The sequence below is a fragment of the Levilactobacillus humaensis genome (assembly GCF_024345185.1).
Lineage (GTDB): Bacteria > Bacillota > Bacilli > Lactobacillales > Lactobacillaceae > Levilactobacillus > Levilactobacillus humaensis.
This window is the reverse complement of record NZ_BROB01000006.1, coordinates 59,143-81,705: the sequence shown is the minus strand read 5'-3', so window position 1 is coordinate 81,705 and position 22,563 is coordinate 59,143. Positions and strand designations below refer to the sequence as shown.

Genomic DNA, 22,563 nt, shown 5'->3' with positions numbered 1-22,563 from the left:
ATATCTCTTACTGCCATGATACAGCTTTCATGGGTATTTATCGAGTTCGACGTGTACCAGAAAGCGTTAAGGTAGCCCCCATTTCGCCAATGGACACTCAGAGATAACAAAAAAGGATGTGACCGAAATCACATCCCCATAAATCAATTGTTAAGCCTAAGCATTTTGCTTTGGTGAAGCCAACCGCTTGTAAAAGACCCAGTAACTCCAGATGAAGTAAACCAGGACAATTGGCAGGATACTAAAGGCCAAAATGGTCATCAATTTTAACGTGTATGGTGAACTTGACGAGTTCTTAATGAGTAAGGAGTAAGCCGAGTTATTGGCAATCATGACTCGTGGGAACAAACCATTAAAGATGAGCACCACAACACTGATTAAGGACAAGCCACTCCCGATAAATGACAACCACTCGTGATTCCCCAGAACGCCCCAGTAAGCCAGGACGGTGACAACCACTAAGGCCACCACAATCGCGGTCGTTGACAATGGCTTCTTGTCAAAGAAATCGGTGGAGAAGAACAGTAAGATGGCAAAGACCACTTCACCAGCAAACAACACTGGATACAGAATCTTATTCCAAGATAAGGCTCGTTCTCGCAATTCGCCAGATGTCTTCAACCGAATGAAGTTCAACCCGTGGACCAAGCAGAGTACCGTGACGGCAACCCCACCAACCACGGAGAACAGGTTGACGTAATCCAGGAAGTGCGCGGTCATGTCCCCATTCTTATCGATTGGCATCCCTGCAATCATTGAGGTAAACAGCATCCCAAAGAGGAACGCCGCACAGAGACTCCCGATGGTCCCGGCCCAGCCCCAGAAATTCCGCCACTTAGCGGTTTCCATGTTAGCCCGGAATTCAAATGACACCCCACGGAAGATCAGAGAAGCTAAGATGAGGAACAGCACCAAGTAGTAACCTGAGAATAAGGTGGCATACCACATTGGGAATGAGGCAAACATTGCCCCACCAGCCGTAATTAACCAAACTTCGTTACCATCCCAGTGAGGGCCAATGGTCCGAATGACCACGTCCTCCTCAGCATCGTTACGTGCAAAGCTCTTGATCAGCATTCCTACACCGAAGTCAAAGCCTTCAAGGAAGAAGAACCCACTGAAAAGCACCCCGATGAGGATGAACCAGATTAATTGAAAACTAGTCATGGTTGAACGCCCCCTTCGAATATGGGTCAATCTCCTTGTCACCTGCTGCATAACCATCGGTATTGGCGGCATCAGGACCAGCCTTCAACGTCCGGTGACACAGAACAACCATGACAAGTCCCATACCGGCAAACATCAGGAAGTAAACAATATTAGACGTCAGCAGCGAGGCTACTGAAACGTTTGGTGAGACGGCATCTGCAATCGTTAAGAGCCCATAAACAACCCATGGGTAACGACCAAATTCGGTGACAAACCAACCCGCAGTGTTAACCACGAATGGTAACCACAGACACAGCCCCAAGATGTACAGGAACCAACGTTGCTTCATAATGGCCTGCGACTTCTTACGGTTCATAATCAAACCGACAACCGCCAACAGGGCAAATAAGGCGCCGGCACCGGCCATGATCCGGAAGCTCCAGAACAAGGTCTTGGTAGGCACGTAATAGTTAATGTCTTTACCAAATTTCTTATCATACTTAGCATGCAATTCTTTGTTAACTTTATTCATGCCTTTAACGGTCCCAGTCGTCTTGTGGTAACTCAATAAGTTCAAGACATAAGGAACATCGACTGACCAAGTGGATTTATGATTCTTCGTATCAAATCCCCCAACAGCCGTCCATTCCCCTTTGTTTGTGGAATCCTTGTACAACCCTTCCATGGCAGCGAATGTCATCGGGTGGTTGTTAATTAAGTAACGGGTCTGTAAGTCCCCACTGGCAATGGAACCCAGAGAGAAGATGAGACCAATAATCAAAGCAACGTTCAGTGACTTCCGGTAGAAGGTCACATGGTCACGCTTGAGTAACCGCCAAGCTGAACAGCCGGCAATCACGAAGGCTGCGGTGACGAAGGCCCCAAAGATCACGTGAGGAAATTCGTTCCACAGTTGTGGGTTACTCAACACCTTCGAGAAACTAACCATTTGAACGTGGCCAGTCTGCTTGTTAATGATGTAACCCAATGGGTTTTGCATAAAGCTGTTGGCCGCCAGAATCCATAAAGCGGAAAGTGAAGACCCGAACATGACTAACCAAATAAAGAGTGTGTGGACCCACTTGTTAAAGCGATCCCAGGTAAACATCCACATTCCGATGAACGTAGATTCAATGAAGAACGCTGCGAGGGCTTCGATGGCCAGTGGTGCACCGAAGATGTCCCCCATGAACCGTGAATATTCCGACCAATTCATCCCGAATTGGAATTCTTGAATAATCCCAGTCACAACCCCAACGGCAAAACTATAGAGGAACATCTTGCCCCAGAACTGCGCCATGCGTTTGTAATCCTGGTCACCCTTGATGGCATACATGGTTTCCATGACTGCCACAACAAAGGCCAACCCGATTGAAAATGGAACGAAGAAGAAATGAAAGACAGTGGTCATTCCAAATTGAAATCGCGCGAGGCCCAGGATATCCAGACCTAGATTTAGCATTTTTCCAACCTCCCCAAACGTTTTTGGTGTGAATAAATAATTGCTATCCTGGTTTCATTATATCGAGTGATAAGTCAACTTTCAATGATTCACCACTAATATACTGAAAGTTAATGGCTAATATTCGAAATTACTATGGGGATTGTTCGTTAACTTTCGTAACACTTTTGGGAATGTGTGCTATTTGTTGCCAGATTTTTATTGGCGGTTCGTGAAATTATGTTCAAAAACTATGAGATCTCGTGCTAGAATGAAAGTAAGTACAAGGTATGAGGAGGTTTTTCATTATGACAGAACGAATTCTTGCCTTACAACCATTAACCACCGAACAACGGGACCGCCTGGCCAAAACGAACGTCGAAATTGTCGACGCCGCTAACTGGGAGTCTTCCGAACCAATCACAGCGATCTTCGGCTGGGACCCAGAAGTGGGCCCTGCCGCTTTGATGGCACCCAACAATCAAGTTCGCTGGATTCAAACGACCAGCGCCGGGATCGATTACCTGCCACTAGACTGGATTCGCGCGCATGACATTGCCGTCACCAACGCCAGCGGGGCCTTTTCACCGGCCATCGCTGAATCCACTATCGGTTACCTGCTTTACTTCTTACGGGGCTTCAACGAAGCCGTTAAGAACCAAGCCGGTCACTTCTGGCAGCGTCCCCTTCGCAGTGATTTGGCCATGATCGGTAGCCAAACCATCGTGATTTACGGGACTGGGAGTATCGGCCAAGCAATTGCTAAGCTCCTGAATGGCTTTGGCAATCAACCAATTGGGGTTAACCGGACCGGCCATGATGTGCCAGGCTTCCAGTCAGCCGTTTCGCTTGATGAGGACAGCTCGGTTATTAAAGATGCTGATATCATTATCAACGCGATGCCCGCAACCACGACGACCGTTGGCTACTTCGATGAGAGTTTCTTCAAGCAACTCGATGGTCTTCGGATCTTCGTCAACGTTGGCCGTGGTAAGTCCGTGGACGAAAAGGCCTTGATGAACGCGTTGCTCTATCAAAACGTCCTTCACGTCGCCCTGGACGTCTTCGAGACGGAACCACTTCCAAAGACGTCACGTCTCTGGGATTACCCTAACGTCTTGATCACACCGCATCAAACTGGTTTCGCCAAGGATGACGAAAAGCCTGTCTTCGACATGTTCATGAAGAACCTGCAAGGCTGGTTAAGTGACGGCAAATTAACCGTCAACTTCACCAACCCAACGCAAGGCTACTAAAAACATTAGCAACTAAAATAAGCGCCCCCTTCACCAATTGGTGGAGGAGGCGCTTTTCGATTATTACTGAGTCAGTGTGGCTTCTTAGCTCGCCCTTAAGCGACAGATAGTCTATTTCAGTGGCGGTTAATAACCATTGCCTGAACCGCCGGCGTTGTTGCTACCGGTATTATTACTATCGTTAGTCGTGGTATCGGTAGAATCCGTGGTCGTGCTGGTCGTCCCCGTCGTCGAATCGATCTGCGCAATCGTCCCAGTTGACTTGTGACTCAAGCTCAACCCGGATCGAATGTAGTCCGTCACGCGTTGAAGTTCAGTCTTCGTCATGACTTCCATACTCTGACCGTCTAAGGTTTCGCTAGTCCCCTGCAAGTGGGTCGTCTTGATGTGCTTCGTTGCCGACAAGTAATCCTTGGCCAAGGCCGTCAGATCGTTAAAGGTTAAGTCGGTCTGCGTCTGCTTGGTCAGCGAGCTCACAAAACTCTCGTTTAGCAAGCTGGAAATGGATCCAGACTTGTGGAGCAAGGCCATGATGACCTTCCGTTGCCGCGTCTGACGTCCATAGTCCCCCTTCGGATCGTCGTCACGCATCCGAGCGTAGGCTAAGGCTTTCTTCCCGTTCATGTGGGTCTTCACGCCTTTTTCAAAGGTGTAACCACCATAGCTAAAGCTCAACGTTGGGGTCAGGGTCACGCCACCAACCTCGTCAATAATCTTCTTCATCCCACCCATATTGATAATGGCGTAGAAATCAATGGGTACGTTTAGCATCTGCTGAACCGTGGTAATGGCCGTCTTGGACTTCCCGTAAGCGTAGGCCGCATTAATCTTGGAGAGGCCATAACTCTCGTAGCCAGGAATGGTCAATGCCGTATCCCGAGGAATACTGGTAATCGTCGTCTTGTCAGTCTTCGGATTAATCGTGACGACCATCATACTGTCAGTTCGGCCGGCAAAGGTTCGGCCCAGGGCGCCGGTATCGGTCCCCATCAAGAGAATCGAAATGGGCTCCTTGTTCTTCAACTGTTTATCAACATTACGCAGTTTGGTTGCTCCAGAGGGCTTATAGGAACTCTTGACAGTTTCCTTTAGGTTCTGATAGCGATGCATCCCGTAAGCTGTACCTCCGACTAAGAGGGCCAGAATCAACGTTAAAATGATGTTTCGAATGGGATGATGTTTTTTTATCGGTCGTTGTCGTTTCTCCATGGTATTGGTTAAACCACCTTTCATCCACCTATTATTTATTAGATGGGGTTAATTTATTCTCATATTAATCGACTTAGCCATTATAATAGGCTTTTCTTAACACTACCTAAGGACGCCCCAATCTTTACCAAAAAGCAAGGGGTCACCGGCTAAGCAGTAAATCCCTTGCTATCTAATCTTGGCTCATTAAGCTTGTGGATCTTGATCCAATTGTGACCGGACTTCACTATGGTGATAGCCATAGGCAGCGTAGACGACCAACCCAATGGCTACCCAGATACCAAATGCTTCCCACGTGAAGGGCTGTAATTGCGTCATGAGGTACACGCAAGCTAGAAATGACACAATGGGTAGGACTGGGTAACCAGGCACCTTAAACGACGCGTCAAAGTCCTTAAACCGTTCGTCATGCCTGAGGAAGACAATCCCCAGTGAAACCATGGCAAAGGCCGACAACGTGCCAATATTAACCAGTTCGGCAATCTTGTCGATCGGGATAAACGCGGCGAAGACACTCGCAATGATGCCAAAGATCCAGGTGTTGGCGACGGGCACATGCGTCTTAGGATTAAGCTTGCGCAGTGATTGTGGCAACAAGCCATCTCGGCTAATCGCAAAGAGTAACCGGGTCCCCCCATAAGACATCACGATGAGCACCGTGGTCATCCCCACGATCGCCCCAAACGAGATAACCCCAGCAGCCCAATTCTGATGAATCAGGCTGAGAGCTAAGGCTACGGGATCCGCCACACCTAATTTGCTGTAGTGAACGACCCCAACCAAGACGGCCGAGAGACTGATATAGAGCACGGCGGCCACCAGTAACGATGAGATAATCCCAATTGGCATATTCTTTTTAGGATTCTTCACTTCTTCACTGGCTGTGGAAACGGCATCAAACCCAATGTAGGCATAGAACGCCACCGCGGCTCCCTTGAAGATACCGTGAACACCAAATGGTAAGAATGGTCGGTAGTTTGCGGGTTTCACGTAGAAGACGGCAATGCCGATAAAAAGTAGGATCACGAGAATTTTAACAATAACCATGATGTTATTGATACGGGCAGACTCCCGAATGCCCTTTGAGAGGAGCCAGGCAACGAGTAGCGTAATCGCTAGCGCCACAATGTCGACGCCCCCGCCCTTAACACCGGCGGTTCCGGCGGCCGCTTGTAAGTACGGCGGCAGGTTCAGACCGAAGCCCGCCAGGAGATTTTGAAAGTACGACGACCAGCTCACAGCCACTGACGACACTGCAAAGAGATATTCGGAAATCAGGGCCCACCCAAGGATCCAGGCCAGGAACTCGCCAAAGACCGCATAAACATAGGTGTAAGCACTCCCTGCCAGTGGAATCGTCGATGAAAATTCAGAGTAACACAGAGCGGCCATGGCACAGACTATCACGGCAATCAGGTAGGAAAGCATTACACCCGGTCCCGTATAGTTGGCAGCAATCAGCCCCGGAGTAATGAAGATCCCGGAGCCGACGATGGCGCCAATCCCCATTGTTGTCAGACTAAACGCCGTCAGCGTCTTTTCTAGACCGGTTTTCTTGTACAGATCGGTCTGGACCTGCTTCTTGATAAATAGGTGCATGGGCTTAGCCATGGCGCAGCCTCCTTTTATGAGTAAATGATGAGATTTCGATGAAGCCAATTGTAATAGTGTAATTTTTTTTGGCCCAAATGTCAATAGAAGATTGCCCAAGACAACCGATTCGGCCCACATTAAAGGGGCCCCACATTGTGAGGTCCCTTTAGGTGAACTTTCTTATTTTTTAAGGGTGGCATCGAGTTCTTCGACGCTGTCGATTGGACCGACCACGGTTAACACATCATGTAACCGGACAACATCGGTCGGTTGTGGAGAAATATTGATGTCCTGCCCATGTTGAATAGCGATCACGGTCAGGTCAAAACGTTGCCGTAAGTTTAACTTGATCAGGTCCTGGTCCACGAACGTCGGATCGGTAATCACCAGTTCCGCCAACGTGTATTTGTCACTCAGATCGATAAAATTCAAAATATGATTCGACAGGAGCTTACGGACAATGCCGTGGCCCATGTCGCGTTCTGGAAAGACTACCTGATCGGCCCCGACCCGCTTTAAGACTCGGCCGTGGTCGTTGGTTTCGGCCTTGGCAATCACCTTCTTGGCCCCGAGCTCCTTGGTCAGCATGGTTGTCAGAATACTGGCTTCCATATTATTCCCAATCCCCACAATGACGTAGTCAAAGGTGTCGATGTTGAGACCACGCAAAACATCTTCATCACGGGTATCCGCAATCAACGTCTGGGTAGCAATATCCATCACCTCGTTGACGGGTTCCTCGCGAACATCGACGGCTAACACGTCTTGATTGGTCTCCGCCAATGTTTCAACTACGCTCTGGCCAAATCGTCCGAGACCCAACACTGCAAAACTCTTCTTCATCGTTTCGACTCCTTAACCAATTAGAATATTTTCTTCCGGATAGCGAATTAGATTCTGTTTAACTTGCCGCTTCGACAGTGAGTACAGCGTGGTGAAGATCCCGACTCGACCGATGAACATCAGCAGCATGATCACAACCTTGCCAATGACCGTGAGATGTGGCGTCAGACCGAGGCTGAGGCCCACGGTTCCAAAGGCCGACAAGACCTCAAAGACGATGTACTCCAACCCATAACGAGAAGGAATCGTTTCCGTCTGCGTCAGAATCAACGTTGCTAACGAGATGACAACACTCGCCATAAAGATCAGGAGAAGGGCCCGGCTCACGTTGGATTGGCTGAAACGCCGATGGGCAAACTCCGCGTCCTTCTTCCCACGAAGCTGTGCGATACTCTGAATCATCAGAACCCCAAAAGTCGTGGTCTTAATCCCCCCGGCCGTCGACCCAGGCGTTCCCCCAATAAACATCAAAATCATAATCAGGAAGATACTCCCAGCATGTAGACTGTCGGTCGGCAGTGAAATCAGGCCAGCCGTTCGCGGCGTCACACTGAGGAACAGTGTGTTAACGGTCCGATTAAACCAGGATGTCCCCGCTGGTAACCAATTCAAGTTACGCTCCGTGACCAGCAACATCAGGAACCCCACGATAAAGAGTGAGATCGTCGTCGTTAGTGTCAGCTTAGAATTTAGCGTTAAACGATGGCGTTCGTGATAGAGTAAGAGATCCCGCCAAACCAAGAACCCCAGCCCGCCGGCAATAATCAGAATCGTCGTGACCAGAAGCAAGTAGGAATCATTGCGGAAGCTCATGAGACTGTTTCCGAAGACATCGAAGCCGGCGTTACAAAAGGACATCACCGAGTGATACCCAGAGACATACAACCCCCGGCCCCAGCCGAAACGTGGGACCAGATCGAAGGCAAACAACGCCATCCCCAGTAACTGGAACAAGGCAGACAACCCAATCACGTAGCGCATCACACTCTTTGTGTCGTGCAAATTTTCCAAGTTTAAGGATTCCTTGACCATGATCTGCGTCGACAGATTCAGATTGCGGCGCATCACGTTGAAGAGCAGGACGGCGAAGGTCATGTAGCCCAACGCCCCAATTTCCGCGATGACCATAATGACCACCTGACCGAACGTGGTCCAGTTGGCCGCCGTGTTCACCACCGTTAACCCCGTGATACAGGTCGCCGAGGTGGCCGTAAAGAGCACATCAATAAATGACGTTCCCTGCCCGCTGCGAGTCGCAATCGGTAAGCTAAGGAGCACCGTCCCGATTAAAATAATCAATAGGAACCCCGCCACCATTTTCTTCGACAAGGTATCAAAGAAAATCGAATAAAGTTTTGAATGTTGTATTTTGTCCATAACCGCCCTTATCCCGTCTAACTATACTTATCCTTAAGTCTAAGACATCCCCAGGGGGAACACAACACCCTTTCCGGAGAATTCTGGGGTTAGCCGTGGTACCAAAAAAAGTACCGCTAATTCAGTTATAGAATTAGCGGTACCTCGGATGTCACCATCCAGTTAGTTAACATTAGTGTTGAACTTAACCCTTATGAGAAAACAGAACAAATTCATAGACAGCTTCACAGTGTTGCGTCCCGCCCAAGCCGATTGACGTGTGGTGAGCACTCATCAGGTAAGGGATGGCAAAGGCCGGTCGGTCAATGTCACTTCGATGCATCCAAGAGTTTTCGGACCCAATTCCCCATTCTCTACCATTTTTGTAGTGAACGATTGGATTGGATTTAGGTGCAATATAGTGGTCTTGAATCCAGCCAGCATGCGGAGTCCCCTCAAGGTCTCGCTTAAACTTACTGCCATCCTTGAGCATCCGGTCACTGTTGCTTTGCGCAATCTTGTCCAACTTAGGATCTTCCTTATAGGGCTTTAAGCCTTGAGCGACACGGTCCTCGTTGATAGCTGCAACAGCGCTCTTCCGGTAAGCCTTCACACTGTACTTGCCATAGCCCCATCGGTTCCAAACATAGGTCGAAGCCACGTAACCTTTGACCTTACTATCCTTAGACTTCAAGTAGTTGTACGTGGCCGTTTTTCCATTGGCCTTACGCAGGGTAACCTTCTTGGTCGCATAGAATTTAGTGTAGAGGTATTTGGTCATGTGGTGATTCTTGTGGGTGAGGGTCGTGTTTGAATACATCCAGCTCCCACGGACGTGGACCTTATGCTTGGACTTGTAAGTTGTGGTCTTAACCACCTTGGCAGCCTTGGTCTTGGCTAACGCCGTGTCGGCTGGTATCGTAATCGCCGACAACCCCATGACGGAAATTCCCAGTACGGCTAAGGTCGAGAGAAACATTTTTTGAGCTTTCATGCCTGATTCCTCCAAATTATGTCATCATCGAAACCGTTGCTTAGTCTTTATGGGACAAGATAGCAAATTCATAGAGTTCTTGGCCATGCTGCATCGCACCAAAACCAACCTTGGTTTGGTTAGGATTCATCAAATGAGGGATGGCACCAATATCACGCCATCTGTCGGTAATCCGCATCCATGAAAGAATCGTCCCTTGGCCCCACTGCGCCCCATTTTCATAGCCAATAATTGGCGTCGACCTAGGTGCAACATAGTCATCGTAAATCATCCCAGCATGTGGCGTACCTTCGACATTGATCTTAAAGGACTTACCTTCTTTACGCATCCGGTCCGCATTCTTCTGGGCAATTTTGTCCAGCTTAGCGTCTTCCTTTAGCGGTGCGACACCGTTTTCGGCCCGGAATTTATTAAGCTCCTTCACAGCGTTTTTTCGGTAAGCGGCCACACTATACTTGCCGTGCCCCCACTGATTATAAACATACTTTGTCGCGACATAGCCCTTCGTCTTGCCGTCCTTAGACTTCAAGTAATTGTATGTAACTTTCTTGCCATTGGCCTGACGAATCTGAACCTTCTTCGTCGCATAGAACTTGGTGTAGAGGAACTTCGTCATGTGGTGATTCTTATGCGTCAACTTCGTATTTGAATACATCCAACTGCCAGTGACGTGTACTTTTTTCTTAGATTTATAAGTGCTTGTCTTCAAAACTTTTGCCGCTTTAGACTTGGCAAAAGCCGTGTTCGAACCAGTCGTTACGGTGGTGAGCCCCATGGCAGTCACACTGAGAACCGTGAGTGCCGAAATCATCATCTTTTTTGCTTTCATCCTTGATACCCTCCATTTGTGTTAACTCAATCAAAATTGGTGATGCCTACATCCGAACAAAAAAGTTAATTATCACTTTGCTTTCTGTGGCCGTGAACTGGGTTCCACTAGGATTTCGGGACTCACTCTCGACTTAGGTTGGCTCACTTCTCCGGCCCGTCACTACACGCTTAATGCCAACGTTTAGCAAACTTATCGCCAAAGAACTTCACCCATTAATAGAGTACACCCCCTTAAATATAAAATACAACGGGAAAACAAGTTGACTCGTTAATCCATCAAAATATTTTCGTGTTAAAAATATATCTTGGGCTGATACTTCATATGTCTAATATTATCAATAAATCACAGGAAAATCAATATTACATATACCTAATGCACGTAATTCTGTTACAAGTTTTTGCTACCCTAAACGGAGGGTGAAAACTCATGACTGTACAATTCTTTGGCGAGAGGTTAAAAGCCGTTCGCAAGCACAAGCGTTTAACGCAACTCGAACTATCTCAAAGGCTTGAAGTCAGCAAGGGAACGATTTCGGCTTACGAACAAGGCCTATCCTATCCCTCAATTGAAACACTGACCAAGATCTGTGATGTCTTGGACACCTCATCAGATTACCTACTTGGTAGAACCGATGATTTACCCTTTAGTCTCGGGGGCCTGACTGACGAACAAGTCGAAAGTGTCTTACAGTTCGTTGCCTTAATTGAACGCGCCAACGAGATTATCGACAAAGCATAGACCAATGTAACAGGCTGTCTTCTACAGGAAGGCTGGCCTGTTTTTTTATGACTTGTTCATCCCCAATCCCTGATTGCACAAAAAAAGCCCCCGCCATAACGGCGAGAGCTTTCCCCAAATAGATAATATCGAAATATTAACGCTTTGAGAATTGGGAAGCTTTCCGGGCCTTCTTGAGACCTGGCTTCTTCCGTTCCTTCATCCGTGGGTCACGAGTCAAAAGACCCGCACGCTTCAGCGGACCACGGAAGTCTGGGTCAACTTCGAGCAATGCCCGAGCGATCCCATGACGAGTTGCGCCGGCTTGACCGGAGAAACCGCCACCGTGAACAGTAACTAATGCATCGTAGTTACCGAGCGTTTCCGTAACGTTGAATGGTTGTAAAACAACTTCACGAATGCTAGCAAATGGGATGTAATCCTCAATTGCCTTCTTGTTCATAACAATCTTACCTGAGCCTGGTACTAAACGCACCCGAGCAGAGGAGTTTTTACGACGGCCAGTGCCGCGATATTGAACTTGTGCCATTTTGGTTTCCTCCTTAGATTAGGTTAGTGATGTCTAATACTTCCGGCTTTTGGGCTTCGTGCTTGTGGTCTTCACCAGCATACACATGAAGCTTCAATGCCATCTGATGACCTAAGGAGTTCTTAGGAAGCATACCTTGGACAGAAGTTTCGATCAATTTTTCTGGGTTTTGGGCCCGGAAGTTACCAGCAGTACGGGACTTTAAACCACCTGGGAAACCAGTGTGGTGATAGTAAATCTTGCCCGAAGCCTTACGGCCAGTCAAAGCAATCTTGCTTGCGTTGATAACAATTACGTTGTCACCAGTGTCCACGTTAGGGGTGAACGTTGGCTTGTTCTTGCCACGTAATACAGAAGCAACGACTGAAGCAAGACGTCCTAAACTAACGTCAGTTGCATCAACGATGTACCATTTGCGGTTAATATCGTTGGGTTTTGCCATATAAGTTGTACGCACGTTATATTCCTCCATAAATCTGAGTTTGTCTGACACCAAGTAAACTTTCCGGGGCTTATCGTGGGGCAAACAATACCAATGACCATAATACAAAGTTTTCACCCTAAAGTCAATGATTGTTTATGCCCTCAGCAAAATTAGCGCTGTCTTTGCGGCAATTTTGTCGGATGTTCGGGGTCTTCCCCCTGATAATACACATGTTTTAAGTAAAGCCCCGCTGCCGGGACGGTTCGCCGTGCCTGCCTGCGATCCTTGACCTGATAGAGGCGCAGAATGTCGTGAACAGGTCGGCTTCCAGAACCAATTTCGACCAGCACCCCGACCATAATCCGGACCTGATTGTACATAAAGCCATTCCCATAAAATTCGAAGACGAGCTCGTGGTTCGTCTCGTCAATATGACAGGTTGCCTCATAGATCGTCCGCACGAAGGTGCGAGTCTGCGCCCCAGAGGCCACGAAACTGGTAAAATCGTGTTCTCCGACGAGATCACCCAAGGCCTGATTAATCTTATCTAAATCAACTGGAAACTTCCAGTGGCCCGTATAATTGCGTTTAAAGGGATTGCGGAATTCCCCCATATCCATGCGATACAAGTACCGTTTGCCGGATACGTCGTAACGGGCATGAAAAGTTGCTGGCACAATCTCAACGCGTCGAATCTCCATATCCATGGGTAACATGCTATTAAGGCCCTTGCGCATGCTCTCTTCCGGAATCGTAAAGGGAAAGTCGAAGTGGACGACCTGCGCTAAGGCGTGCACGCCGGCATCCGTTCTCCCCGACCCATACACAAGAATCTTGGGATCCGGATTCTTAGCCATCTTGTTAATGACCTTGGTCAAAACACTTTCGACGGTCCGGCGATCCGGTTGGCGTTGAAAGCCCGCAAAGTTTGTTCCATCATACATCAAAGTAATTTTATAACGTGGCATGTTTCCTCCTACCAACGACGTGTTGCTAACATGGTCGCTACGACCATGAGAAAGACAATCCAGGTCATCGTATCCCGTCGTTGCCAAGTTAAAATACGATATTGACTGCGATGCTCGCTGTCACGATAACCGCGAGCCTCCATGGCCGTCGATAAATCTTCTGCCCGATTAAAGGCACTCATAAACAGCGGCACCATTAAGGGAATGAAGGACTTGGCCTGCTTGATCAGACCACCTTCACCAAAGTCCACGCCCCGTGCACGTTGCGCATTCATAATTTTAGTTGCTTCATCCATCAACGTAGGCACAAACCGCAGGGCGATCGCCAGCATCATTGCCAGCGTATCTACAGGAATACGCACCCAACGTAGCGGCTTCATCAGCGAGGACAACCCCGTGGCAATATCCAGGGGTTGCGTTGACAGGGTCAAGAGCGTGGACATCATGATAATTAATAAAAACCGAATGAAAATCACACCCGAATTCACCAGACCCGCTTGGGTAATGTTAAGAATTGTCCAGTGAAAGTAGACGTGGCCCCCAGCCGGACTGAATAGTAGCTGGACCACTACAGTAAAGGCGATCAGCCACAGCATGGGCCGGAGTCCTTTGAGAAAGAATCCCAAACTGATTTTAGACGACAAAATGGCCGCCAAGGTAAACCCAATCAGGATGGCATAGCTCAACCAAGAGTTGGCAAGGAACACCACGATGAGATAGCAGAAACTCAATAGGAGCTTTGATCGGGGATCCAGGCGATGGACAATGGAATTCAGGGGTAAATAACGCCCAAAGATAAAATTACTCATGTTGGCCCCCCATTCCCGGCCAGTGCTGAACCAATTGATCGGCCAACTGGTCGGCGGTCAAGGGAAGCTGGTCCCACTTCACACCACGTTTACCGAGACGTTGGGCAAACTTCGCTGCCCGTGGGACGTCAATGTCACTGTTCTGAACCCAAGTGGGGTCACTGAAGACCTCCTGAGGGGTCGCACAGGTCAAGAGCTTGCCAGCCTGCATCACCGCCACCTCATCGGCATAAGCGGCCACATCCTCCATCTGGTGCGTGACCAAGATGATGGTGAGTCCCTGTTCCTGGTGTAGCCGATTAAAGAGTGTCATCATTTCTTGGCGTCCCTGGGGATCAAGTCCTGCGGTCGGTTCATCGAGAATCAAGACCTTAGGCTGCATGGCCAATACCCCAGCGATCGCCACCCGACGCATCTGTCCCCCGGACAATTCGAATGGTGACCGGTCAGCAAAACTCTCGTCTAGCCCCACCGTTTTCAACATGTCCAAGGCACGTTGATTTGCCTCTTCTTCGCTCACACCAAAGTTCTGCGGACCAAATGCGATGTCACGTTGAATAGTCTCCTCAAACAATTGGCTTTCTGGAAATTGGAAAACCATACCCACATGCCGACGTAAAGGCTTCAAATCGGCATTCGTCGTCTGAGGGGTAATCGTGAAATCATCCACAGTAATTTTTCCCGTAGTCGGCTTCAGGAGCGCATTGATCTGCTGAATCAATGTAGATTTGCCACTCCCGGTATGACCAATAATCGCCAGGTAGCCATGGTCGGGAACGGTAAAGGAAATATCACTCAGTGCAGGGGTCGCCATCGGCGTACCCGCCTGATAGGTATACCCTACGTGTTCGAAAGTGATTGCCACAACCATTCCTCCATTTCTGTCGTCGTTTGATAACCCGCAGGAACCGTAATTCCACGGTCTTGTAAGGCTTGTTTTAATTTAGCAGTGAACGGTACGTCTAATCCCAAATGAACCAGACGCTCACCCTGAGCAAAAATCTCCGCCGGTTGCGCTTCTTCCACGAGCTTGCCGTCATCAATCACCAGGATGCGGTCGGCGCTGGCGGCTTCGTCAATGTCATGGGTAATGGAAATAACCGTCAGATGTTTCTCTTCACGGAGACGTTGAACCAAGGCCAACATATCTCGCCGGCCCTGTGGGTCCAGCATGCTGGTCGCCTCGTCCAGGATCAGAATGTCAGGGGCAATCGCCACAATTCCAGCTAAAGCCACCCGCTGTTTCTGCCCACCGGATAAGGCCCCTGGCTCGCGCTGTGCGAACGTCTGCATGCCAACCTCATCGAGGGCTGCTTTAACGCGTGGAACCATCTCAGCACGTGAAATTTGCCGATTCTCGAGGCCAAAGGCGACATCGTCTTCGACCGTGGCGCCAACAAACTGATTATCGGGATTCTGAAAGATCATGCCGATCTTCTCGCGAACTTCCCAAACCGTTTCCGGGGTTAACTTAATCCCCCCCACGGTGACCGTCCCTTCACTGAACGGGAGAAGTCCATCAACGGCTCGCGCCAATGTGGACTTTCCGCTACCGTTATGACCGACCAGTGCCAACCACTCCCCCGCTCTCACGGTGAAGCTGATATCATCCAAAGCCGGCCGTCCATCAGTGTCCTGATAACGGTAACTCAAGTGTTGTACATCAATAATATTTTCCATCAGCGCTGTCGATTCTCCTTTTGAAAAGTCACCCGTAATTATACCAAAAATCTCGACATTTACGAAACTTTCGGGTCCTTTTGCCACCAGGAGAAACAGGTAGTCGCCAACCAGTCAACGGTCTATGTAAATGGCCATCTCAAATTTTGGGCACAAAAAAAATCACTAACAAACCAGCGGCGCTGAGGCGATTGCCCCCATTCAAGCTAGACTCGGAAAAATCCATCATCATAACGCTCTATACCACATGATCCTAGTGATTAATTTGTAACCGTGAGCCGTTTAAGGGACGACACACCCTTTAACTAATTAAAAATTAGTCAACGAATTCTAAGATAGCCATTGCGGCACCATCACCACGACGAGGCATCGTCTTCAAGATACGCGTGTAACCACCTTTACGGTCTGCGTACTTAGGTGCTAATTCGCTAAATACCTTTTGTAATGCACTGGTAACAACAACATCGTCGCCATCTTCTTTAACATCTGCAACAACGTTACGGATGAAAGCAGCAGCTTGCCGACGAGCATGTAAATCGCCTTGCTTACCTAAAGTAATCATTTGGTCAGCCGTCTTGCGAACTTCTTTAGCGCGTGCTTCAGTCGTTTCGATGCGGCCGTTTAAGATTAAACTAGTGGTCAAGTCACGTAATAATGCGCGACGTTGTGAACTAGTCCGTTGTAATTTACGGTAACTCATAACCAGAAACCCTCCTTTGAGTGTCTAAAATTAGTCTTCCTTCCGAAGTGACAAACCTAAGTCAGCTAACTTAGCTTTAACTTCTTCGAGGGACTTGCGACCCAAGTTACGAACCTTCATCATGTCTGCTTCAGTCTTATTAGTCAATTCTTGAACCGTGTTGATACCAGCACGCTTCAAACAGTTGTAAGAACGTACGGACAAGTCGAGCTCTTCGATGGTCATCTCAAGCATCTTTTCCTTGTGCGTCTCTTCTTTTTCAACCATGATTTCCGCATTCTTAGCTTCGTCAGTCAAGTCGACAAACATTGCCAAATGTTCGGTTAAGATCTTTGCAGCCAGAGCAATGGCTTCGCTTGGATTAATTGAACCGTTTGTCCAAACATCCAGGGTCAATTTATCGTAGTCAGCCCGTTGGCCAACCCGTGCATTCTCTACTTGGTAGTTAACCCGTTCGATAGGGGTATAAATGGAATCAACGGCTAAGACACCAATTGGCATGTCCGTGTTGCGAGTCTTATTCTCGTCAGCAGAAACATAACCCCGGCCTTTATCCGCAGTCATCCGCATATGGAACGTTGCCCCATCGGCAACCGTAGCAATGTACAGATCTGGGTTTAAAACGTCAACGTCCGCACCTGCAACAATGTCACCGGCAGTGACCTGTGCTGGTCCTTTAACGTTGATTTCCATGGATTCTTCTTGTTCGTCAGAACCGTTGAGCTTCAGCGCAATCTTCTTAACATTCAAGATGATTTGCGTGACGTCTTCAACAACACCTTCGATAGTTGAAAATTCATGTAAAACCCCGTCGATTTGAATGCTGGTAATAGCTGCACCAGGTAATGAAGAAAGCAGAATCCGACGTAAGGAATTACCAAGCGTTGTCCCGTAACCACGTTCCAACGGTTCGACAATGAACTTACCGTAGTTACTGCTTTCGTCAATTTTATGAATGTTAGGCTTTTCAAATTCAATCATTCTTATCGTTTACCCCTTTCAAACCGCGTTGAGCTTCTATAAGTCAATCCCATCATGAAGGTTGCCCTCATTAATGAAACGCTCACGTTAAACCCGACGGCGCTTTGGAGGACGAGTCCCATTATGAGGCACTGGCGTAACATCGCGAATAGCGGTGATTTCGATACCAGCAGCTTGGATGGCCCGGATAGCAGCTTCACGTCCTGAACCAGGACCCTTAACAGCAACTTCTACGGACTTGACACCGTGTTCCATTGAGGACTTAGCAGCGGCTTCAGCAGCCATTTGCGCAGCAAATGGTGTTGACTTCCGACTACCCTTAAAGCCCAAGGCACCAGCTGATGACCAAGCAATGGCGTTCCCTTGAACGTCAGTGATCATAACTAATGTATTGTTAAACGTAGCATGAATGTGTGCAACACCGGCTTCAATATTTTTCTTGACCCGACGCTTGCGACTAGTTTTTCTAGTAGCCATAAAGTGATAACCCTCCTTTACTTCTTCTTACCGGCAACGGAAACGGCTTTACCCTTCCGAGTGCGGGCATTGTTTTTAGTGTGTTGACCGCGAACAGGTAATCCGCGACGGTGACGCATTCCACGGTAAGAACCAATTTCTTGTAAGTTCTTGATGTTCAGCGTAACCTCACGCCGTAAGTCACCTTCAACTTTGTAGTTGTCGACTTCAGCACGGATCTTGTCTTCTTGGTCGGGAGTTAAATCACGAACCCGAACGTCTTCAGAGACACCGGCAGCAGCAACGATCTTGTGAGCCGTGTTGATACCAATCCCAAAAATGTAAGTTAAACCATAAGCGATACGCTTATCACGTGGTAAATCCACTCCAGCAATACGTGGCATTGAATGTACACCTCCTATAAATTGAAATTACTTACCCTGGCGTTGTTTATGCTTAGGGTTGGCTGAGCAAATAATCATAACTCGGCCTTTACGCTTGATAACCTTGCAGTGTTCGCACATTGGCTTAACTGATGGTCTTACTTTCATGAATATCCCTCCTACATCTGTCCAAACCGATTACTTGAAACGATAAGTAATCCGGCCTTTAGACAAGTCATACGGTGACATTTCAACAGTTACTCGGTCACCAGGTAGAATCCGGATATAATGCATCCGAATCTTACCGGAGACATGAGCAAGAATCTCATGACCGTTTTCTAATTCGACTCGAAACATTGCATTAGGTAATGTTTCGGTAACTTTACCTTCGATTTCGATGACATCGCTTTTCGCCACGAAAGTACCTCCCTTTTAATTGCGTGCATACACACGTAAAAGCGGTCGGGCCGCGGATGCGGCACCCACCTAGCACCTGTGAATTGCGACAGCGCGCCATTTACAGGCTAAACCTGAATAAGTCTACCATAATTCTTACATTGACGCAAGAATTACCTCGACTTACAGGGCCTTCAAGATCTTTTCAATGTCGACGTAAACGTCATCGATATCTCGATTACCATCCACCGTAAACAAGAGGTTCTTCTTCGTATAGTAATCAACCAAAGGCGTGTTGGCCTTTAAGTTAACTGCTAAACGATTCTTAACCGTTTCCGGCTTGTCGTCTTCACGTTGGTAAAAGTCATGGTGACCACAAACATCACAAGTTCCTTCAACCTTAGGGTTGTTGTAGAGCTTGTGGTAAGTTGCCCCACAATTCCGGCAAATGTAACGACCTGAGAGTCGTTCGATTAGAACATCCGGTTCGACGTGAATATTAATCACGGCGTTGATGGTCCGGTCCAGTTCTGGGCCAAAGCTATCTAAAGCTTCGGCTTGAACAATGGAACGGGGGAACCCATCCAACATGAACCCCTTAGCCGTATCGGCTTCGGCTAACCGTTCCTTAACGATGCCGTTAGTGACTTCGTCAGGAACCAATTCGCCTTTGTCGATGTAGGTTTTAGCGGCCAAGCCCATCTTCGTTTCATTCTTCATTGCCGCACGGAAGATATCTCCCGTTGAAATATGTGGCAAATGGAACTCATCGATGATTTTTTGGGCTTGTGTCCCCTTACCGGCACCCGGTAAGCCCATGAGAATTAAATTCATTGCTGTCATGTTCATGCTCCTTACTTCGAAATTATTCGCCTTAAAAACACAAGCAGGTGTGCTAAGAGATCAACACACCCGCTGGAAACTCATTAAGCTGGTTCTGGATCTTGGATAAAGCCAACGTATTCGCGCTTCATCATCAATCCGTCAACTTGGCGCATGGTTTCAATGGCAACCCCAACCACGATTAAGAGGCTGGTACCACCCAAACCAATTGACTCATCTAAGTCCCAAAGGTTTTGGGCTAATAACGGAATTAAGGAAATGAATCCAAGGAACAAGGCCCCAACAGTGCTGAGACGCATAAGTAAGTTGGAAACATATGACTGCGTTTCATGTCCTGGCCAAACGCCTGGAATGTAGCTCCCCTGCTTTTGCAGGTTCTCAGCTAACTTTTCAGGGTTAACCTGAACAAACGCATAGAAGAACGTGAACACAACGATCAGAACGGTGTACAAAATGGCACCATCCAAGGTTTGCATGTTAAAGATGTTCGAGAGCGTTTGATACCAGCCATCCGATGAGTGCGTATTTTGGAACGCCATCAAAATAGTTTGAGGCGTCGCAATAAACGAACTTGCGAAGATAACTGGGATAACACCAGCAACGTTAACCTTCAAAGGAAGGTAGCTGCTATCTGGCGAACCAGATACTCGACGTGTGTATTGCATCGGTACTCGACGTTCAGCCTGTTGAACCCACGTCGTAAACGTGACGATCATCAGAACCAAAACAATCAAGCCTAAGATGAACAAAACACTCTTCCACATGTCACCTGATGCAATGTCGACAAAATAAGTTTTGTAAAGTTTGTAGACGGAATTAGGTGTCCGAGCAATGATACCCGCAAAGATAATCATTGAGATCCCATTCCCTAACCCACGGTCGGTGATCATGTCACCCATCCAAGTCGTCAACATCGTCCCACCGGTCAGGATTAACCCGATCGAGAGGTACGTTGTGACACTCGGGTTTTGAACTAATTTCAGTGAACTTAAGGCACTGAAACCAGCCGTAATCCCGATAGACTGAACGAAAGCGAGAAAAATCGCCAAGTAACGTGTGGCTTGGTTTAACTTCCGACGACCAACATCACCCTGCTTACTCCATTCAACGAAGCGCGGTACGATGTCCATTTGTAGCAATTGAATAACGATTTGTGCCGTGATGTAAGGTGAGACCCCCATCGCAAAGATGGAATAGTTACTCAACCCACCACCACTAAAAGTATCTAAAATACTAACCAACCCAGAAGACGCGACGCTTTGAAGTGCCTTCGCGTTAATGCCGGGGACAGTAATGTAGGTACCCAACCGAAAGACAATCAAAACCAGAAGAGTAAAGAGTATCTTATTACGAATGTCTTTAATCTTAAAGGCGTTTTTCAAGCTTGATAGCATTAGATCACCTCAGTCTTACCACCAGCAGCTTCGATAGCTTGTACAGCTGACTTGGAGAACTTAGCGGCCTTTACCGTCAACTTCTTCGTTAACTCACCGTTACCCAAAACCTTGATACCGGCCTTTTCGTTCTTCACGATACCAGCTTCTACCAAGTTAACTGGGGTTACTTCGGCGCCGTCATCGAAGACGTTCAAAGCGGATACGTTTACGACAGCAAATTCCTTACGGTTAATGTTGGTAAACCCACGCTTTGGAATACGACGGTAAAGAGGCATTTGGCCCCCTTCAAAACCCAAACGAGTCTTGCTACGAGCCTTCTGACCCTTTTGGCCACGACCAGAGGTCTTACCATTACCAGAAGAATCACCACGGCCAACTCGGTTACGAACCTTCCGTGAGCCTTCAGCAGGTTTTAATTCATTCAACTTCATGCTATTGCGCACCTCCTTATTTAATGATATGAGTACTACTTAACTTCTTCAACCTTAATCAAATGTGCGATTTGGAAAAGCGCACCGCGAGTTGCTTCGTTATCAGGCTGTACCACTGAGCTGTTAACTCGGTGTAAGCCCATAGCTTCCACAATCTTCCGCTGTTTAGGGAGGCGGTGAGCGACACTATGAATTAAAGTAACTTTTAATTGAGCCATTTTAATACCCCTCCTTATTCAGCTAAGTGTTGAAGAGAGACACCACGGAGAGCGGCAACTTCTTCAGCACGCTTCAATTCAGTCAGGCCAGCAAAAGTGGCACGAACTGCATTGACCGGCGTGTTAGAACCTAAACGCTTTGAAGTAACGTCAGCGATACCTGCAAGTTCCATGACGGAACGAACGGCACCACCGGCCGTAACTCCAGAACCTTCAGCGGCTGGCTTGAGCATAATCTTGCCACCACCAAATGTTCCCAGTACTTCGTGAGGAATGGTCGTTCCCACGACTGGAACTTCGATCAAGTTCTTACGAGCGGCTTCAACAGCCTTACGAATGGCTTCTGGGACTTCTTGTGCTTTACCAGTACCAAAGCCAACGTGGCCGTTCTTATCACCAACGATTACTAAAGCAGAGAACCGAAGACGACGGCCACCCTTAACAACTTTGGTAATTCGGTTGATAGCAACAACGTTGTCTTCAAGTTCTAACTTGTCGGGATCAATAAATTTTGCCATGTGTGGTTATTCCTCCTTACTGTTAAAATTTCAACCCGTTTTCACGAGCAGCTTCTGCTAATGCTTGTACCCGGCCATGATATAAGTATCCGCCACGGTCAAACACAACATTGCTAATCTTCTTTTCGATAGCGCGCTTAGCAACTAAAACACCGACAGCCTTAGCTTGGTCAGTTTTGTTGTCACCAGTCACTTCGCTATCTAACGTCGAGGCACTAACAAGCGTGACACCCGCTACGTCATCAATGACTTGAGCGTAGATGTTTTTGTTAGAGCGGAAAACGTTTAAGCGTGGGCGTACTGCATCTCCAGAAATTTTGTTGCGGACACGCATATGACGCTTTTGACGTGTCTTGTTCTTATCTGGTTTCGTAATCAAAATAGTCACCTCTTTGTAGAATTATCAGCATTAAGCTGCT

Annotated in this window: 28 protein-coding genes; 2 read left to right on the top strand and 26 right to left on the bottom strand. The window is 47.8% G+C overall.

All coding sequences use genetic code 11. The features are described 5' to 3' along the window. Positions 1-156: 156 nt before the first annotated feature. The gene (cydB, locus tag OCU14_RS03360; RefSeq protein ID WP_261809780.1) at positions 157-1,167 is read right to left on the bottom strand and encodes a cytochrome d ubiquinol oxidase subunit II; all 1,011 of its coding nucleotides are present in this window, start codon (positions 1,165-1,167) and stop codon (positions 157-159) included. Next, positions 1,160-2,611 (bottom strand): cytochrome ubiquinol oxidase subunit I, encoded by a 1,452-nt coding sequence (locus OCU14_RS03355; RefSeq protein ID WP_261809779.1) that lies wholly within the window; start codon positions 2,609-2,611, stop codon positions 1,160-1,162. Before OCU14_RS03355 ends, cydB begins: the two co-directional genes overlap by 8 nt. Positions 2,612-2,898: 287 nt before the next feature. Here OCU14_RS03355 and OCU14_RS03350 point away from each other — a divergent pair, with 287 nt between their 5' ends. Then, positions 2,899-3,846, top strand: coding sequence for an NAD(P)-dependent oxidoreductase (locus OCU14_RS03350; protein ID WP_261809778.1), 948 nt, complete (start codon positions 2,899-2,901; stop codon positions 3,844-3,846). Positions 3,847-3,972: 126 nt separating this feature from the next. On the opposite strand, the gene OCU14_RS03345 is transcribed toward OCU14_RS03350, so the two are convergent. The 6 genes from OCU14_RS03345 to OCU14_RS03320 form a co-directional block, all read right to left on the bottom strand. Next, positions 3,973-5,055 carry an LCP family protein gene (locus OCU14_RS03345; protein ID WP_261809777.1) on the bottom strand — a complete coding sequence of 361 codons (1,083 nt, stop codon included), beginning with the start codon at positions 5,053-5,055 and terminating at the stop codon, positions 3,973-3,975. A gap of 186 nt (positions 5,056-5,241) precedes the next feature. Further along, a complete protein-coding gene (locus OCU14_RS03340) occupies positions 5,242-6,666 on the bottom strand; it encodes an APC family permease (protein ID WP_261809776.1) in 1,425 nt (474 codons plus the stop codon). A 162-nt stretch (positions 6,667-6,828) separates the two neighbouring features. After that, complete coding sequence (locus OCU14_RS03335) at positions 6,829-7,491, bottom strand: potassium channel family protein (RefSeq protein WP_057879231.1); 663 nt, start codon at positions 7,489-7,491, stop codon at positions 6,829-6,831. A 12-nt stretch (positions 7,492-7,503) separates the two neighbouring features. Next, positions 7,504-8,868, bottom strand: a complete 1,365-nt coding sequence (locus OCU14_RS03330) for a TrkH family potassium uptake protein (RefSeq protein ID WP_261809775.1) — start codon at positions 8,866-8,868, stop codon at positions 7,504-7,506. A 184-nt stretch (positions 8,869-9,052) separates the two neighbouring features. Further along, positions 9,053-9,841, bottom strand: a complete 789-nt coding sequence (locus tag OCU14_RS03325) for a CAP domain-containing protein (RefSeq protein ID WP_261809774.1) — start codon at positions 9,839-9,841, stop codon at positions 9,053-9,055. A gap of 40 nt (positions 9,842-9,881) precedes the next feature. Next, on the bottom strand, positions 9,882-10,670 hold the full coding sequence (locus OCU14_RS03320) for a CAP domain-containing protein (RefSeq protein WP_261809773.1): 789 nt from the start codon (positions 10,668-10,670) through the stop codon (positions 9,882-9,884). 429 nt (positions 10,671-11,099) lie between these two features. Here OCU14_RS03320 and OCU14_RS03315 point away from each other — a divergent pair, with 429 nt between their 5' ends. Next, the gene (locus tag OCU14_RS03315; protein ID WP_125544884.1) at positions 11,100-11,411 is read left to right on the top strand and encodes a helix-turn-helix domain-containing protein; all 312 of its coding nucleotides are present in this window, start codon (positions 11,100-11,102) and stop codon (positions 11,409-11,411) included. A gap of 136 nt (positions 11,412-11,547) precedes the next feature. Here the strand turns inward: OCU14_RS03315 and rpsI are convergent, their stop codons facing one another. The 18 genes from rpsI to rplR all read right to left on the bottom strand — a co-directional run bounded on the left by rpsI (position 11,548) and on the right by rplR (position 22,532). Beyond that, a complete protein-coding gene (gene rpsI, locus OCU14_RS03310; RefSeq protein WP_057879236.1) occupies positions 11,548-11,940 on the bottom strand; it encodes a 30S ribosomal protein S9 in 393 nt (130 codons plus the stop codon). A 13-nt stretch (positions 11,941-11,953) separates the two neighbouring features. Beyond that, positions 11,954-12,397 (bottom strand): 50S ribosomal protein L13, encoded by a 444-nt coding sequence (rplM, locus tag OCU14_RS03305; RefSeq protein WP_057879237.1) that lies wholly within the window; start codon positions 12,395-12,397, stop codon positions 11,954-11,956. 137 nt (positions 12,398-12,534) lie between these two features. Then, on the bottom strand, positions 12,535-13,332 hold the full coding sequence (truA, locus tag OCU14_RS03300) for a tRNA pseudouridine(38-40) synthase TruA (protein WP_261809772.1): 798 nt from the start codon (positions 13,330-13,332) through the stop codon (positions 12,535-12,537). An 8-nt stretch (positions 13,333-13,340) separates the two neighbouring features. Further along, the gene (locus OCU14_RS03295) at positions 13,341-14,141 is read right to left on the bottom strand and encodes an energy-coupling factor transporter transmembrane component T family protein (RefSeq protein WP_261809771.1); all 801 of its coding nucleotides are present in this window, start codon (positions 14,139-14,141) and stop codon (positions 13,341-13,343) included. Continuing rightward, positions 14,134-15,006: an energy-coupling factor ABC transporter ATP-binding protein gene (locus tag OCU14_RS03290; protein ID WP_261809770.1), complete on the bottom strand. Its 873-nt coding sequence runs from the start codon at positions 15,004-15,006 to the stop codon at positions 14,134-14,136. The genes OCU14_RS03295 and OCU14_RS03290 overlap by 8 nt, the downstream gene beginning before the upstream one ends. Continuing rightward, positions 14,982-15,824 carry an energy-coupling factor ABC transporter ATP-binding protein gene (locus OCU14_RS03285; RefSeq protein WP_261809798.1) on the bottom strand — a complete coding sequence of 281 codons (843 nt, stop codon included), beginning with the start codon at positions 15,822-15,824 and terminating at the stop codon, positions 14,982-14,984. The genes OCU14_RS03290 and OCU14_RS03285 overlap by 25 nt, the downstream gene beginning before the upstream one ends. Positions 15,825-16,137: 313 nt before the next feature. Beyond that, positions 16,138-16,521 (bottom strand): 50S ribosomal protein L17, encoded by a 384-nt coding sequence (gene rplQ, locus OCU14_RS03280; RefSeq protein ID WP_125573697.1) that lies wholly within the window; start codon positions 16,519-16,521, stop codon positions 16,138-16,140. A gap of 30 nt (positions 16,522-16,551) precedes the next feature. After that, positions 16,552-17,502 carry a DNA-directed RNA polymerase subunit alpha gene (locus OCU14_RS03275; RefSeq protein ID WP_057879243.1) on the bottom strand — a complete coding sequence of 317 codons (951 nt, stop codon included), beginning with the start codon at positions 17,500-17,502 and terminating at the stop codon, positions 16,552-16,554. Between the two features lie 87 nt (positions 17,503-17,589). Next, complete coding sequence (gene rpsK / locus OCU14_RS03270) at positions 17,590-17,979, bottom strand: 30S ribosomal protein S11 (protein ID WP_125544904.1); 390 nt, start codon at positions 17,977-17,979, stop codon at positions 17,590-17,592. 17 nt (positions 17,980-17,996) lie between these two features. Then, the gene (gene rpsM, locus OCU14_RS03265; RefSeq protein ID WP_057879245.1) at positions 17,997-18,362 is read right to left on the bottom strand and encodes a 30S ribosomal protein S13; all 366 of its coding nucleotides are present in this window, start codon (positions 18,360-18,362) and stop codon (positions 17,997-17,999) included. Between the two features lie 27 nt (positions 18,363-18,389). Continuing rightward, a complete protein-coding gene (gene rpmJ / locus OCU14_RS03260; protein WP_008855781.1) occupies positions 18,390-18,509 on the bottom strand; it encodes a 50S ribosomal protein L36 in 120 nt (39 codons plus the stop codon). A 30-nt stretch (positions 18,510-18,539) separates the two neighbouring features. Further along, positions 18,540-18,758 carry a translation initiation factor IF-1 gene (infA, locus tag OCU14_RS03255; protein ID WP_057879246.1) on the bottom strand — a complete coding sequence of 73 codons (219 nt, stop codon included), beginning with the start codon at positions 18,756-18,758 and terminating at the stop codon, positions 18,540-18,542. Positions 18,759-18,920: 162 nt separating this feature from the next. Beyond that, on the bottom strand, positions 18,921-19,571 hold the full coding sequence (locus OCU14_RS03250; protein ID WP_309296920.1) for an adenylate kinase: 651 nt from the start codon (positions 19,569-19,571) through the stop codon (positions 18,921-18,923). Between the two features lie 92 nt (positions 19,572-19,663). After that, the gene (secY, locus tag OCU14_RS03245; RefSeq protein ID WP_125544908.1) at positions 19,664-20,974 is read right to left on the bottom strand and encodes a preprotein translocase subunit SecY; all 1,311 of its coding nucleotides are present in this window, start codon (positions 20,972-20,974) and stop codon (positions 19,664-19,666) included. Beyond that, positions 20,974-21,408, bottom strand: coding sequence for a 50S ribosomal protein L15 (gene rplO, locus OCU14_RS03240; RefSeq protein WP_057879249.1), 435 nt, complete (start codon positions 21,406-21,408; stop codon positions 20,974-20,976). Before rplO ends, secY begins: the two co-directional genes overlap by 1 nt. 35 nt (positions 21,409-21,443) lie before the next feature. Next, entirely contained in the window at positions 21,444-21,626 is a 183-nt protein-coding gene (gene rpmD / locus OCU14_RS03235) for a 50S ribosomal protein L30 (RefSeq protein WP_057879250.1), read from the bottom strand. Between the two features lie 14 nt (positions 21,627-21,640). Continuing rightward, positions 21,641-22,144 carry a 30S ribosomal protein S5 gene (rpsE, locus tag OCU14_RS03230; RefSeq protein ID WP_057879251.1) on the bottom strand — a complete coding sequence of 168 codons (504 nt, stop codon included), beginning with the start codon at positions 22,142-22,144 and terminating at the stop codon, positions 21,641-21,643. 22 nt (positions 22,145-22,166) lie between these two features. Next, positions 22,167-22,532: a 50S ribosomal protein L18 gene (gene rplR, locus OCU14_RS03225; protein ID WP_309296919.1), complete on the bottom strand. Its 366-nt coding sequence runs from the start codon at positions 22,530-22,532 to the stop codon at positions 22,167-22,169. Between the last annotated feature and the right edge of the window lie 31 nt (positions 22,533-22,563).

What these genes read in the sequence shown, in the direction of transcription:
- cydB (WP_261809780.1), bottom strand. Translation starts at nt 1,167, where the DNA reads ATGACTAGTTTTCAATTAATCTGGTTCATCCTCATCGGGGTGCTTTTC.
- OCU14_RS03355 (WP_261809779.1), bottom strand. Translation starts at nt 2,611, where the DNA reads ATGCTAAATCTAGGTCTGGATATCCTGGGCCTCGCGCGATTTCAATTT.
- OCU14_RS03350 (WP_261809778.1), top strand. Translation starts at nt 2,899, where the DNA reads ATGACAGAACGAATTCTTGCCTTACAACCATTAACCACCGAACAACGG.
- OCU14_RS03345 (WP_261809777.1), bottom strand. Translation starts at nt 5,055, where the DNA reads ATGGAGAAACGACAACGACCGATAAAAAAACATCATCCCATTCGAAAC.
- OCU14_RS03340 (WP_261809776.1), bottom strand. Translation starts at nt 6,666, where the DNA reads ATGGCTAAGCCCATGCACCTATTTATCAAGAAGCAGGTCCAGACCGAT.
- OCU14_RS03335 (WP_057879231.1), bottom strand. Translation starts at nt 7,491, where the DNA reads ATGAAGAAGAGTTTTGCAGTGTTGGGTCTCGGACGATTTGGCCAGAGC.
- OCU14_RS03330 (WP_261809775.1), bottom strand. Translation starts at nt 8,868, where the DNA reads ATGGACAAAATACAACATTCAAAACTTTATTCGATTTTCTTTGATACC.
- OCU14_RS03325 (WP_261809774.1), bottom strand. Translation starts at nt 9,841, where the DNA reads ATGAAAGCTCAAAAAATGTTTCTCTCGACCTTAGCCGTACTGGGAATT.
- OCU14_RS03320 (WP_261809773.1), bottom strand. Translation starts at nt 10,670, where the DNA reads ATGAAAGCAAAAAAGATGATGATTTCGGCACTCACGGTTCTCAGTGTG.
- OCU14_RS03315 (WP_125544884.1), top strand. Translation starts at nt 11,100, where the DNA reads ATGACTGTACAATTCTTTGGCGAGAGGTTAAAAGCCGTTCGCAAGCAC.
- rpsI (WP_057879236.1), bottom strand. Translation starts at nt 11,940, where the DNA reads ATGGCACAAGTTCAATATCGCGGCACTGGCCGTCGTAAAAACTCCTCT.
- truA (WP_261809772.1), bottom strand. Translation starts at nt 13,332, where the DNA reads ATGCCACGTTATAAAATTACTTTGATGTATGATGGAACAAACTTTGCG.
- OCU14_RS03295 (WP_261809771.1), bottom strand. Translation starts at nt 14,141, where the DNA reads ATGAGTAATTTTATCTTTGGGCGTTATTTACCCCTGAATTCCATTGTC.
- rplQ (WP_125573697.1), bottom strand. Translation starts at nt 16,521, where the DNA reads ATGAGTTACCGTAAATTACAACGGACTAGTTCACAACGTCGCGCATTA.
- OCU14_RS03275 (WP_057879243.1), bottom strand. Translation starts at nt 17,502, where the DNA reads ATGATTGAATTTGAAAAGCCTAACATTCATAAAATTGACGAAAGCAGT.
- rpsK (WP_125544904.1), bottom strand. Translation starts at nt 17,979, where the DNA reads ATGGCTACTAGAAAAACTAGTCGCAAGCGTCGGGTCAAGAAAAATATT.
- rpsM (WP_057879245.1), bottom strand. Translation starts at nt 18,362, where the DNA reads ATGCCACGTATTGCTGGAGTGGATTTACCACGTGATAAGCGTATCGCT.
- rpmJ (WP_008855781.1), bottom strand. Translation starts at nt 18,509, where the DNA reads ATGAAAGTAAGACCATCAGTTAAGCCAATGTGCGAACACTGCAAGGTT.
- OCU14_RS03250 (WP_309296920.1), bottom strand. Translation starts at nt 19,571, where the DNA reads ATGAATTTAATTCTCATGGGCTTACCGGGTGCCGGTAAGGGGACACAA.
- secY (WP_125544908.1), bottom strand. Translation starts at nt 20,974, where the DNA reads ATGCTATCAAGCTTGAAAAACGCCTTTAAGATTAAAGACATTCGTAAT.
- rplO (WP_057879249.1), bottom strand. Translation starts at nt 21,408, where the DNA reads ATGAAGTTGAATGAATTAAAACCTGCTGAAGGCTCACGGAAGGTTCGT.
- rpmD (WP_057879250.1), bottom strand. Translation starts at nt 21,626, where the DNA reads ATGGCTCAATTAAAAGTTACTTTAATTCATAGTGTCGCTCACCGCCTC.
- rpsE (WP_057879251.1), bottom strand. Translation starts at nt 22,144, where the DNA reads ATGGCAAAATTTATTGATCCCGACAAGTTAGAACTTGAAGACAACGTT.